At 37.4% G+C, this 13,429-nt stretch carries 13 protein-coding genes and 1 other annotated feature; of the genes, 1 reads left to right on the top strand and 12 read right to left on the bottom strand.

From position 1 onward, the window contains the following. Positions 1 to 7: 7 nt before the first annotated feature. From rpmI to AEX56_RS01965, 4 genes are all read right to left on the bottom strand, one after another. Entirely contained in the window at positions 8 to 208 is a 201-nt protein-coding gene (gene rpmI, locus AEX56_RS01980; protein WP_027971441.1) for a 50S ribosomal protein L35, read from the bottom strand. A 26-nt stretch (positions 209 to 234) separates the two neighbouring features. Next, positions 235 to 765 (bottom strand): translation initiation factor IF-3, encoded by a 531-nt coding sequence (gene infC, locus AEX56_RS01975; protein WP_049618221.1) that lies wholly within the window; start codon positions 763 to 765, stop codon positions 235 to 237. Between the two features lie 16 nt (positions 766 to 781). Then, positions 782 to 910 (bottom strand) — a sequence feature (ribosomal protein L20 leader region). Positions 911 to 936: 26 nt separating this feature from the next. Further along, positions 937 to 1,614 (bottom strand): (d)CMP kinase, encoded by a 678-nt coding sequence (gene cmk, locus AEX56_RS01970; RefSeq protein ID WP_049617704.1) that lies wholly within the window; start codon positions 1,612 to 1,614, stop codon positions 937 to 939. 7 nt (positions 1,615 to 1,621) lie between these two features. Continuing rightward, on the bottom strand, positions 1,622 to 2,119 hold the full coding sequence (locus AEX56_RS01965; RefSeq protein ID WP_049617703.1) for an SAG1386/EF1546 family surface-associated protein: 498 nt from the start codon (positions 2,117 to 2,119) through the stop codon (positions 1,622 to 1,624). A gap of 49 nt (positions 2,120 to 2,168) precedes the next feature. Between AEX56_RS01965 and AEX56_RS01960 the strand changes: the two genes are divergently transcribed. Further along, positions 2,169 to 2,369 (top strand): ferredoxin, encoded by a 201-nt coding sequence (locus AEX56_RS01960; RefSeq protein WP_049617702.1) that lies wholly within the window; start codon positions 2,169 to 2,171, stop codon positions 2,367 to 2,369. On the opposite strand, the gene AEX56_RS01955 is transcribed toward AEX56_RS01960, so the two are convergent. From AEX56_RS01955 to AEX56_RS01920, 8 genes are all read right to left on the bottom strand, one after another. Further along, a complete protein-coding gene (locus AEX56_RS01955) occupies positions 2,353 to 2,847 on the bottom strand; it encodes an EbsA family protein (RefSeq protein WP_049617701.1) in 495 nt (164 codons plus the stop codon). The genes AEX56_RS01960 and AEX56_RS01955 overlap by 17 nt on opposite strands. 247 nt (positions 2,848 to 3,094) lie before the next feature. Next, on the bottom strand, positions 3,095 to 4,030 hold the full coding sequence (locus AEX56_RS01950; RefSeq protein WP_049617700.1) for a glycosyltransferase family 2 protein: 936 nt from the start codon (positions 4,028 to 4,030) through the stop codon (positions 3,095 to 3,097). Then, positions 4,030 to 5,223 carry a hypothetical protein gene (locus AEX56_RS01945; RefSeq protein ID WP_330218243.1) on the bottom strand — a complete coding sequence of 398 codons (1,194 nt, stop codon included), beginning with the start codon at positions 5,221 to 5,223 and terminating at the stop codon, positions 4,030 to 4,032. Before AEX56_RS01945 ends, AEX56_RS01950 begins: the two co-directional genes overlap by 1 nt. A gap of 337 nt (positions 5,224 to 5,560) precedes the next feature. After that, entirely contained in the window at positions 5,561 to 8,164 is a 2,604-nt protein-coding gene (locus AEX56_RS01940) for a sulfatase-like hydrolase/transferase (RefSeq protein ID WP_049617698.1), read from the bottom strand. Between the two features lie 39 nt (positions 8,165 to 8,203). Next, positions 8,204 to 9,952, bottom strand: coding sequence for a rhamnan synthesis F family protein (locus AEX56_RS01935; RefSeq protein ID WP_049617697.1), 1,749 nt, complete (start codon positions 9,950 to 9,952; stop codon positions 8,204 to 8,206). After that, entirely contained in the window at positions 9,949 to 11,367 is a 1,419-nt protein-coding gene (locus AEX56_RS01930; RefSeq protein WP_049617696.1) for a glycosyltransferase, read from the bottom strand. The genes AEX56_RS01935 and AEX56_RS01930 overlap by 4 nt, the downstream gene beginning before the upstream one ends. A gap of 11 nt (positions 11,368 to 11,378) precedes the next feature. Further along, positions 11,379 to 12,626 (bottom strand): ABC transporter ATP-binding protein, encoded by a 1,248-nt coding sequence (locus AEX56_RS01925; protein WP_049617695.1) that lies wholly within the window; start codon positions 12,624 to 12,626, stop codon positions 11,379 to 11,381. Beyond that, positions 12,626 to 13,429: an ABC transporter permease gene (locus AEX56_RS01920; RefSeq protein WP_049617694.1), complete on the bottom strand. Its 804-nt coding sequence runs from the start codon at positions 13,427 to 13,429 to the stop codon at positions 12,626 to 12,628. The genes AEX56_RS01925 and AEX56_RS01920 overlap by 1 nt, the downstream gene beginning before the upstream one ends.

Raw genomic sequence — 13,429 nt, 5'->3', positions numbered from 1 at the left:
CCTATGCTTAACGCATTTGTGAAAGCATAGATTTGATACGTTTGAAGTCACCAGCATGTACCATACCTGCTTTACGAAGGTGACGACGTTGTTTTTTAGTTTTACCGTGGAAACGGTGTGAAGTAAAGGCGCGGAAGCGTTTCAAGCCACCAGAACCTGTACGTTTGAAACGTTTAGCTGATGCGCGGTGTGTTTTTTGTTTTGGCATGTTTATTCTCCTTTAGCTTTCTAAGCTTATTTTTTGTCTGAAATTGGGGCAAGTTGCATGAACATTTGGCGACCATCCATCTTAGCACGTTGCTCGATGATGGCGATATCTTGTGTTGCTTCAGCAAACTCGGCAAGAACTTTCGCTCCAACTTCTTTGTGCGTAATCATCCGACCTTTAAATCGAATGGATACTTTGACCTTGTTTCCTTTTTCAAGGAATTTACGGCCGTTGCGAAGTTTCGTCTCGAAGTCACCCTTATCAATAACTGGGCTAAGACGTACTTCTTTAACAGTTACAACGCTTTGTTTTTTACGTTGTTCCTTTTGTTTTTTCTGGTACTCAAATTTGAACTTACCGTAGTCCATAATTTTCGCAACCGGTGGTTTAGCTTGCGGCTGGATCAATACCAAGTCAACATTAGCAGCGTCTGCTAGTGACTGAGCTTCATTGAGCGGTTTGATACCTAACTGTTCACCATCGAGACCGATTAGACGAACTTCCCGCACACGAATTTCATCATTGATGAACAAATCTTGCTTTGCTATGGCTTTCACCTCATTTTTTATTTTTTCGAGAAAAACGAAACGGACTTGCTTCACAAGTCCGTCTCTACAGTCTATATTTCCTAAGAAATCTTTTACACGTAGAGCCAGACAACGTTAGTCGCAAGGCGAGAAGCTCTCACTTCTGCTTTTCTCAATGTAATCAGTATACCATCCTAGTCATTACTTGTCAAGGATTTCTTTTGCTTTTTCTGAAATAAATGCGACAACACCGTCAATTGATACACCAGTCGTGTCAAAGACAATAGCATCTTCCGCCGCTTTCAAAGGAGAAACTTCCCGATGACTATCTTTGTAATCACGCGCAGCAATTTCTTCTTTCAAGATTTCTAAGTCTGTCGGAATGCCTTTCTCTTGGTTCTCTTTGAAACGACGAAGAGCACGTTCTTCAACAGATGCAATCAAGAAAATCTTCAACTCTGCATTTGGTAATACCACAGTTCCTATATCACGACCATCCATCACAATGCCTCCAGTTTCTGCAATTAGACGCTGTTGGCGAACGAGTTCCTCACGAATTTCTGGAATAGCTGAAACCCAAGAAACATTATTGGTGACATCATTTTGACGAATAGCTAGGCTCACATCTTCTTTACCAAGAAAAACCAGTTGACTACCATCTGCTGCTTTCTTAAAAGAGATAGGAGCTTGAGCTAATTTTTCTAAAATGGTTGGCACATCTGTCGCCGTCAAATTGTGTGTGCGAGCAATATAAGTAGCACAACGGTACATAGCACCCGTGTCTAAATAAGTATAGCCAAAATCTTTTGCAATGATTTTGGCTACTGTTGATTTCCCGCTTGAAGCAGGTCCGTCAATGGCAATTTGAATAGTTTTCATGATTCCTCTATTTAATACGTACTGTGTCCCCTGGGTGAGCAAGCCATGAACCAGTAGACATTTTATCTGGGTTTAATCGTTCCAAATCAGAAATAGAAATTCCTGCACGAGCTGCAATGGATGCTTCGCCTTCACCAGCATTAACAGTCAAAGTTGCTCCATCCACTGCTTGACTAGAACTTGGCGTTGTTGCTTCTATACTTGATTCTACTGTAGTGGAAGACGATTCTATTACACTACTTGAACTTGCACTTGAGCTACTACTTGAGCTTTCAACTGCACTAGATGCTGTCGAATTATAAAATTCCTTCGCCGAATCCGTGTCGCTACCCCCATGTGATAGATAAATCGCTAACATCGTAATGGCAGCTACAATAATCACAAAAATCACGGCTAAAACAGTAAACATCGTTGCACTTGCTTTTCCTTTGTCACGACGACTCCGTCTAGTGTTTTCGTTTGAATCGTAAATTTCTTCGTTCCATGGTTCTTGTGATTCTGACATAGTTGGTATACTCCTTGTATTTTTTATAAATTATCGTTAAAATAGAGATATGAATATTAAATTACTCCCTGAAAAATGCATTGCCTACGGTCTTTGTCAAACTTATTCTAAAGAATTCGACTACGATGATGATGATGATGGCATTGTAGTTTTTGCCAATCACGATGGGCTCGAAGCTAATTTTCCCGACGATGCAGATCTTCTTCTAGCTAGTAAATCTTGTCCTACGAAGGCTATTTTATCGGATTAGCTCTGCTATTTTGCGCATAATAAGTCTCGAAATAATCTTGCTGAATCAGATGGTCTGTCAGCTCCACTTCTCCTTGGAAATACGGGTTGATGGCTAGCGTATTGACAAAATACTTTTTCGGCCACTTGCGCATATAGTAAATTTTTCCTTCTGGCCACTCTTTGGTATAAAACGCAATCGACAGATAGGTAACTGCGATCTTTTCAATAGAGGAAATGGGAATCTTGCAATCCTTGAATGGGTTAGCATCCGCGATATAAAGCGTGTCCTCTTTAATCGAAAAATACCGATGGAGTCCAACAGCAATCATGATAAGAGAAAGACCTATCAAGGCCAAAATCAAGAGGGAAATTTTTAATTTTTCTAACAAGAGAATGAAGCCTGCTAAGGCAGGAATCAGAGCTAGAGACCAGTAAATAATCGACCATGACAACTCTGGTTGCCAGTGATACCTTATCTTTCCAAAAATTTTAATCATCTTTACTCTCCTTGAACTATTTTATCATAATTCAACTATTTTTCCTATGATGAGGATGAAGAATTTTTTAATTTATTGCAAAAATACCAAAAGCCAGACGTTACATTTGGCTTTTTTGTTTGCTTAAAAATGGCTAATCGGACTGTTTATATGCTGTCAGTGAGGGACTAAATTCTGATAGTTGCGATAATCAATAGACTCATTGCAAAAGATAGTTGATCCTTGTTACTAGTTAATTGATGATTATTTACTTACTTCTCTCTTTAACAATATAAACTGGTCGTTTTTTTGTTTCCAGAAAAATCTTCGAGATATATTTTCCGATGATTCCCAAAGCCAATAATTGAATGCCTCCAATAAACAAAATGATTGAAACTAAACTTGCCCAACCTGTGATACTTCCACCAACCGTCAATTTCCGAATAACCACAAAAAGGATACCCACATTTGATGCTAAGAAAGAGACAATTCCCGACCAAATCGCCAGATTCAACGGCGCTTCTGAGAAATTGATAAAACCTTCAATCGAGTACTTCAATAAGCTCCAAAAACTCCACGAAGTCTCTCCTGCTATGCGCTCACGATTTTCATACGGCAAATAGGTCACCTGATAGCCGACCCACGAAAAAATTCCTTTAGAGAATCGATTGACTTCATTAAGCTCTAAAATACTGTCCACTACCTGACGGGTCATAAGACGGAAATCACGTGCTCCGTCGACCATTTCTGTATCCGAAACAGCATTTATCATCTTGTAAAACAGCTTGGCAAAGAAGGAGCGAATCACTGGCTCCCCTTTACGGTCCGCGCGACGGGTACCTACTACATCATAACCTTCTTCTATCAGGTGATACATATCTACCAGCATCTCAGGTGGATCCTGCAAATCAGCATCCATGACGGTCACCAAGTCACCATCGGCAGCTTCTAGACCAGCTAGCAAACCGGCTTCCTTCCCAAAATTCCGTGAGAAAGATAAATAGTGAACATTGTCAAACTCATCGGCCACTTGACGAAGCACCGCTAAAGTATTATCTTTGGAACCATCATTGACAAAGATATAATCAAAGATGACATCACTAGCCATTTGTGCTTCTACTTTTTTTATCTCCATCAAAAATGGGCGAATTGTTTCTTCTTCATTGTAACAAGGAACAATGACCGAAAGTATCTTTTTGGACATTAAGAATCTCCTTTTTTATGCAGTGTCATTCTATCATGGACTGCCACCAACCCACAAGCACTGACTGTAATAATAGCTGGTAAAAACTGGATTAAATAACGAGTACGCCCGCCTTCAAAAATCATCAAGAACAGTAGGGCTCCAAAGACTGTAATTTGCATCCAAAGTGGATAAAATTTCTCTCTATAAAAGAAAGGATAAAATGCAATACCAAAGGAAATCAAAATCCAGACCATCTGAATAGCTCGTGCATAGTAATTGTAATTTTCACCTTCAACATACACATAAGTTCGAACTAATTTTGAAATCGTCCATTGTTGAAAATTCATCAACCACGCACTATCTAATGGGCTTGCTTCATTTAAGACGCGCTCTTGAAACCAGCCAAACATCCCTTCGTTGGTAATCCAATAATATTTATAAAACAGATGTCCAACAAAGTCCTTATAAGAGTAGGCAGCCATCCGTGATTTGATATCCTCAATCGCTTCTTCATTCCGGTCCTCACCCGTTGCTGATAAGACATCCGCTGGTAATTCCGCATGATTGTTTCCAACAAAGGTCAGCCCTAGATCAACAAAATAAAACAGAGTCCGACTTTTGCCTTCTTCATATTTTGCAAAATTTTGATGATGAAGAGAATAAGAGATAGCCTGATTCATTGCGAGAAAGACAAGGCAGAAAGCAAGAGCTCCAGTTACAATACGTTTCATGGAGTGGTAGATGTTCTTCTGAATAAGATGGTGAACAAAAACAATCAAGCCTGCGATGCCAAAAATCAAAACAGTAGGTCTCAATCCAAAGGCGATAGCATAGATGAATCCTGCACCAGCTAGGTATACTGGAGCGAGATTATTCTTTAAAGCCTTGATAAATAGGAATATGGTTAGACTAAGGAAGAAAAGGGCAATGGGATCCGAATAAGTATAGATATGTTGTGGTGAAAAACCAAGGATCAGTACTAACAAGAAAAAGCTCGTGTCGGCAATCTTTTTTGAAAGATAGTCTTTAGTTGCCATAAAAATAAATAAAATACTAGTATCTATAAAGAAGATATTCCAAAGTCCTAATGCTAAGACAGTATTATGATGAAATATCAAATAATTGATTTTATCCCAAATGATCAAGAGATAATTATTGGGATTGATAGAAAGATAGTCTGACTCCATTGCATAGGCAGAGTCTGTAGCCATGTAGAAAACACAGGAACCATCATGAGAAGCAATTCTTATACTTGTAAATACAAGGACCAATTGGAATCCGAGCATAAAGAGAAAAATCATCCATTTATGTTGATTTAAATACCTAACTAACCAATTGAACTTTTTCATCGTTGCTTCACGAAAATAGAATGCAACAATTAATAGTAAAAGACAGAATGGAAGAATTTTCGCCAAATCATCTTTCAAATTTTGAAAATTAAAATTTAAATATTCATATAAAAAATTGACAGAAAAGAATAACCAAACTAAGCCGAATGCTAAAAAAATGGCATTTCCTATTTTTAAGAGTTTTGACATTTTGTCTCCTTTATTGATAATAGTTTAGAAAATGTTTGCTATCTTCAACATGATTGTACAGTATGTTTGGGTAGTCTTGAAGCAAATCTGAATTTAGAGGCGAATCCATAAAGTTGTTTTGTGCATCGTAATATCCCCATGTCATTTGAATCGGTACTTCTTTATATAGCTGATACATGTAGTTGTAATAAGATGAAATTGGCACTTGATGATCTGTTTCTGATAGCATAGCCAATAAGTACGGCACAAGATAATTAACACTTAGTGAAACATCTGTTTGCTCAGGAATATCAAAATTACTCCAAATGATGAGTGGTGTTTGATATTTTGCACTCGGATCGGTTTTATCCATATAATTTCCAAAAAATTCACTACTTAATGTTGGATGATGATCACCATACATTACTAAGACAGTTGGTTCTTTATAAGATTTTAAGAAAGTTACCAAATCTTTAAGAGCCGCATCACTACTTTTCAAGCTAGTTAGATATTCTGTGGCAGGATCATTTTGTTCTGGAACATTTGTAACGGTAACGGTACGCTCATAGTCGGCTGGACTACTTGCGTAACTCCCATGTCCCTGCATTGTCACGACAAAATTAAATAGGGGTTGATTGGATGATTTTGTTTCTAATAACTTCTGAATCCCCTTATAAAGTGATTTGTCAGACATAAATCCACGCTCATACTCTACGTCTCCAATTAACTTCATGATAGATGGCTCTGAGTCTTTAAAATAACGGGAATCAAACCCAAGATAATCATAGACACGTTCGCGACGATAATTATTCTTCGTTTCTGGATGCATGGCGACTGTTTCATAACCATAGTTTGATAAAGTCCATGCCAAGCTATCAGATTTTCCATTGACTAATTGTTGAAATGGAAAAATATTGAGCGGTAGTCCTGCTAAAGCATTACTTGTCAGCATCTCATATTCGGTATTAGAGGTACCTCCACCAAATACAGAAACATAGGTTTCCCCTGAAATGGAATTTTCTGTCAAAGAATGTTGGAACTCCATGGGATCTACAGAAAATTCAAGGTTAGTCAGTTGAGTATAATCAGACTGTGATTCATTTTGAATGATAATAATATTTGGCATTTGGCTGGAGGTCGACTCAATTTTCTTATAATTAGAGAAAATTTCTTCAACAGTATCATTCCCATAATTCTCAGGTTTTTCCAACTGCGCACTTAGATAATAATGTGAAAACGCTAAATAGAATCCTTTCTTAGCGTAGGTTGATTGCATTCGCTGTGTATTTAACTCAAAATCGGCTTGCCAAGCATACCCTAATAGCATGTTTGGCAATAAAAATAGTCCAAAAAGGATAGCGAGGATAACAGATGCCAGTCTTGCAGACCACTTCCACTTCCTACTTAATTGTTTTTTTGCTACTAGGTAACTGAACCCATTTAGTTTCTCTGGATTCAATAATAGAATACCAGCACTTAAAAAAGTCAATAAAAAACTCTGCAATACACGGTTATTAAAGACATATGTTGTTTTACCTGCAACGCTGAGGCCAGTTGTCAACTGATAAAAGTGATGTGGCAAGAGTGGTTCACTACGCGTTCCAATCAAGATATTTGTCATCACTCCAAATATCAATGCCATTGTTAATAATAGAACGCCAGCTGGTTTAAAACTTCCAAATAGCCACGAAAACACCAGATAAATTGCTATGTAAGCAACTAGATTATATAAAACAAATGAGGATTCAACATTCAAATAAGATGAGTACCCATTTTCAATAATGTAAAAAGTAAGAAATGGAACACTAGCATAAGTGGCAGCTGTGATACATTTGTTGACTATTTTCGCAGCGTCCCCTGTTTGCGACCAATAATATAAGACTTTAAAACAAATAAGTAACAGTGCGAAAATAACTGGAAGTAAAATGAAAAGGGTGAGATCTCCAAATGTATTTTTCCAAAAATCAACATATCCTAAGGTGTGATGTTGAAAAGCCCAACTCATTACAAAGAATGAAAGAGCTGATAATATTATCCATACAACACCATCTTTGATGGTTAACTGTTCGTATAATCTCTTGTAAACAAAAACGATAGAAAATACGATTAGCACGATGGTCCCTAGATACCAAAGAACATTATCCTTAGTGACCCTTATTACGCCTGGAAATACATAGGTATGAGAATCAAGAGACTGCTCTGAAGCAAATGAATCTATTTCTGTATGGAGTTGATCATCTACATATACCTGTAAAATTCCACCTGTTGGCATATTTTGACTAATAAAGGACAAAGTAACTATTGGAGTATCCGCTTGAATCTCTATCACCTGTTCTTCACCGCTGGAATAGTAAGTTTGTTCCACTAAGTGAGTACTATCTTCGGTAATCCAATCATTCCTTTGAAAACCTGTCGTCTTAAAACCATTCACAACAATATCTTGAATATTTTCATCAGTGGCAATAGAAGACTCATTTTTTTCACTTGAAGCAACAATTTTTATATTTCCACTATTTATTCCTGTATAAAATTCATTTCGAAAAAGGAATAAAAAAACTGACATCAAAAGAATAATTAATAAACTAACAAATATTTGACCTCTTGAAAAGATATTTTTTTTAAATATGTTTTTCATTATAGTGTCTTTTTCAATCTCCTAACTAATTTTCATTTATCAAGACTTCATTTTATGCATCAATCGTTTCACAATATATTTCATAGCACGCGCTGGGCCAATAATAATATACTTTGCTGCTCCTTTGATGCCACCCAAATGGTCAAAATTAACATAGGTATGCGGAAGTGCATCTCCACGCTCGTTGAGCAATTTATTATCAATAAACGGCGTCAAGGCTACTGGATTTTGTGAAATTCTGAAATCGTATTGACGGTCCCAAGCAATATAAACCAAGAGACGCTCAATAGCATGTAAAACTGAATTCTGTGGCAAGGGCTCCGCTGGGACATCTTCTTCTTTTAAATCCAAATCAAACAGTGGCTTAAGAGCATCGTATTTGAACCAAACATAAGTTCCATAAGACATCACAAAAGTAGGAAAAGCTCCAAAATCAATAGACTTCTGCATGCCCATTTTTTGCCATAAATCTTTCATAGCTGGTGCAATTTGGTGCTCATTATAAGCGTCAACAATTTTATTGTAACGGAAGAAACTTGGAATATCAGCAATGACAAGACCAAGATCCTCGTGCTGCACAAAGTTAGACAGGATATGGTTAGCAGGGCGAACTAGCATGGAAATTAGTTCTTTACGCCATGATTCTCCTGCCCAAAAATCAGCTTCTTTCGATTTTTTGGTGTGGAAATGCCCAACGTAATCATATTGTTCCAACTGCTCTTTTAATTTAAGCATAGGAAGTACGTCACGACCAATATTTCCAGTAACAAAAATAGCTGCACTGGTCTGATTTTCCGCTAAAACAGCTTCAATCTCAGAGCGTTTTGCTTCAATGTCCGTCGTAATAAAGAGATCATAAGCAAAATCGAACGCTCTAAAAGCATCTAAAAATTCTTGCAACAAATCTACATAAAAAACATGAAGATGAACCGCCACTTTTTGTCCAGATAAATCAGCTTGTGCTGGTTGCAGATATTTACGCCCTAAAAGGTATTTGAAATCTGGATGGTTGATTTTAGACATGTGTGACACAATCAAATCAACAGGGTATTCAGACTCTAGCTCAATTTGATGCAGGATATAAGGAGTAATATGTTGATTTGCATCAATTGTTTTTACCTTAATAAAAGGAACTTTATGTTTCAGAATTGCCGTTGGATTGTAATAAGAAAAATCAGGATGCAACATACCAGTCGTATCCGCATCCACTGTATCAAAAACAGTTTTATACTTAAAACCGGCATCTGTCAGACTAGTCGTTACTTGCGTTTCATAATGGTCAATGACATCTTGGACAGCTGTGTAATTTTGTACATTGATCCAAAAGTGTTGAAATGCCTGTGATGAAACCACTTCTTTAGAAAAAGAGAGATAGTAACTTTGTATATGCTCTTGAAAAGCAGCTGTCTTACGGAAATTGGTCATTCCCCAAAAATCTATCTCTGGATCATTTTCAAATCGATGATAGATCGGTGTCATATCCCATAAAGGACCGAAGCAAGTATCATTCATCACAGTAATCGAGTCATAATCTGCTAGATTTTCAAAACCAATATGATTCATCCCGTCTCGCCAAGCAGCAAAATCAAATCCAATATTTTCCCGTTGCAAAAAATCATCTATCAAGTGATTACCTTGCAAGTACTCTTGGTCTTTTGCTGATATAGGGCTGTTACTAATAAAGACAAGACGCGAAAAAAGCGGACGCATCTTCTCTAACTGGTAGATGACATGCGAACTAAGCGATTGGTATTTATTAAAATGAACGTATAAAAGCAGGCGCTTCATTTTTTTCTCCTAAGGAAATTGATAATTTTGGTAGGGATAATCCAGCGACGGGAACCGATTGCACCGTGATACAATTGAGTAATCCGCTCCAGAGATTCTCGCTGTTCTTCAATTTTGGTTTCTAAATCTTTTTGTTGAGTTAACAGAACTATTTTTTCTTTTAACAGGACATGTTGTGCACCTTTCAAATCTGACAATTTCTGAGCCAAATTTTTTCCGATGTAATCTGGTGCGTAGACATCATTGATTTGACTGGTTTGATAAGTTAGCACAAAGTTTTGACCATACTGATTTTGCGGTAATTCAAAAATCATTTGCGGATCTGGATTTGGGAAAACAATGGCATTTCCTAAAGCAATTCCATTAGTATAAGCTGGTAAAATTTGCGTTCCTGTATCTCTAGCAATTAAGGCGACGCTATCGTAAAAACTAGGTTTTTCTGATAAATCAATACGGATACGATGACAATTTTCAGGTAAAGTTAACCCAATCTCATCCTTATTAGACAAGGAAAATTGTTGAATCCCTTCTTGGTTGAATCCCTGTCCATCTTGGTCGTAATAAATGGTTACACGTTCAAATCCAAGTTGTTCCAATCCCGCAGCTTGCCTTGTTAACTCTAGTTCATATCGGTTGTTCCGTTCTAACAGAATGTCTAACATTTTTCGATAATCACTATTAGGATACTTATCTAAGTATTTTTTTTGAGTGGCTAATAATTTATTAAATCGATTATGAATCTTCTCAAAGTCAGTTGGTCGAGAATCCGACCCTTGGTTCACACGATAAGCTACCGTTGATTGCGGCAAATAAGTGAGTTCTGTTTTTTCAAACAAATCGAGTTGGATATCGAATGTATCATCCGCAGTATCTAAATCAATTCCATGATTCACTTCTTGAATTAATTTAGTATCCACTAACCAAGTTGATGGAGCTAAAAAACCTCTCGTAGCTAACATCGTTTCAAAATCATGTACATAGGGCATTTGCTGACTTTCAAAAATAGAAGCCCCCATGATTTCACCAATTTCATTAACAAAATCTACATCTGTACTTGACCATTTTGATTTTGGGTTAGCTTTTAGAGTTTCCACTTGCTTCTGCAATTTCAACGAATCCGTCCAATAATCATCTCCATCGCACCGTGCAAGATACTGAGCAGATACTAGGTCACAAACTTTCAACCAAGTTCGTGCAATTCCCATATTCTCATCATTGAAAAATGCCTTAATTTGAAGAGGATATTTTTGAACATATTCTTGAATAATTGCTTTTGAACCATCCGTTGAACAATCGTCAATGAGAATGATATCAAAAGGAAAATCTGTTTCCTGCTTTAAAAAACTGTCAATTGTTTTCGAAAGCCAGGGCGCTTTACTGTATACCGTACAAACAATAGATACAAGAGGTTGCATTCTATTTCCTCCTATTTTTCAGTAATCCGCCAACTTCCATTTCTACGAATGAGTCCTGCAGCCGAATCCATTGCTGAAAAATCTTCTTTTTCAATATCTGACCGCGTCACCATGATGATAGGGGCATTTTCAGAATTAGCATATGCCAACATTTCTCTGTATTTACCCAAAATCGTCACTTGGAGCTTCAGCTTAATATCGTTGACCGCTGCAAGGCTACATGAGTAACGTAGAACCTTATGCCCTTTTGTCTTCGTTGGTGTATCATATGCATTATCATTGTAAATCCAAATATTTCGATCAATATCTGTCATCGAAAAGACTGGATGCGCTTCAATATCTTCCAAGACGTCGTAAGAGATTTCAAATTCTACTTGGTCGTTTTGCGTGACTTTAACAGGTGACAAGAGTTTTACTTTTAGATTATCAACGAGAAAGGTTGTCTTCTCCTGTGAAGCCTCGTCATTGGACTCCTCTGATTGGTCTGTATTTTCTTTATCAGTAGCTACTGATACCACTGTATTGTCCAAACTATACTGGTTAGCAACGTCGCTTGGATCACCATAGGCTTTCACCAAACCATTTTCAATCAACACTGCTCGATTACAGTATTTTTTAACGGCACCCATATCATGGGTTACGAGAATGGTTGTCTTCCCTGATTTTTTACGCTCCATGAAATAGTCGTTACATTTACGCTGAAAGGCCTCATCACCTACGGCTAAAACTTCATCCAAAATAAGAATATCACCTTGGGCTTTGATGGCAACAGAGAAAGCTAAACGAACCTGCATCCCACTAGAGTAATTTTTAAGTTTTTGGTTCATGAAATCTTTGAGTTCAGCAAACTCAACAATATCATCATACATGGCATCTACTTCTTCTGTAGTAAAGCCCAGCATGGCACCGTTCATGTAGACATTTTCACGTCCGGTCAATTCTGGATTGAAACCAACCCCCAGCTCGATGAATGAAACCAATTTCCCATCAATTTCAACAGTCCCTTTTTCAGGAACATAAATTTGCGAAATAATTTTCAATAAAGTGGATTTCCCAGAACCATTTCGTCCTACGATTCCAAAGAAATCTCCTTTTTCCACTTCAAAAGAAATATCACGTAAAACATGTTGTTCACGATATCCTTTAATGCCTTTGAAGCGATTGACCATAGCCGTTCTTAGACTATGGGTATGTTCTGTCGGCAAGCGAAAATACTTGCTGACATGTTCAATTTTTACTGCAATATTTTTTTCTGTCATTAAATAATCTCCGCAAAACGTTTAGCACTGCGATTGAAAACCGTCAAGCCAACCACAAAAACCACAACAGGAATTAAGTAAGGAATCATGATATACCACCAGTGATTGGACATTTGCCAAATAGTAACATTCGCTGTATCAATCAACAAATAACGTAAATCTTGGATAATTTGAGCCAATGGACTTAACATCATAATTTTTGCTGCAACCATACTTTTTTCAGTAATGATGGTAATCGGATAGATGATCGGTGTCGCATACATTCCAGCCTGCATAACCACTTCCCAGATTTGTCCTAAATCCCGGAATTTTACAAATAATGTAGACAAGAGCAAAGCTAAACCAAAAGCTAGTAAGAAGAGTTCCAAAAATAGAGGGATTGCCAAAATTGCATTCCACGAAATGGATACACCATTCAATATGGAAAAAATCAAGACAACAATCAAGTTGATTCCGAAGTTAATCATGGCACCACAGATGGCTGATAGAACGATAATATGCTTAGAAAAACTCAATTTACGGAGTAAATCCCCACGGCTAACAATAGACACCATACCCATATTGGCCGCTTCTGAAAAGAAAGACCAAACAACGTTCCCTAATAAAAGGGCCACTGCCCAGTGGGGCACATTGCCACCCAAGGGAAGGAAACGAACAAACACCACATACATAATCGCAAACATCATGAGCGGCTTCAAAATAGACCAGAGATAGCCGACAACGGAACCTTGGTAACGTAATTTAAAATCAGTTTTAATCAATTCTTTTAAGAGAATTCGATTTTTCTTGGAAAGAATATCCAT

The sequence above is a fragment of the Streptococcus sp. X13SY08 genome (genome assembly GCF_001182825.2).
Taxonomy (GTDB): domain Bacteria; phylum Bacillota; class Bacilli; order Lactobacillales; family Streptococcaceae; genus Streptococcus.
Note: the sequence above shows the minus strand (reverse complement) of the source record. Positions and strands in the feature narration are given on the sequence as shown.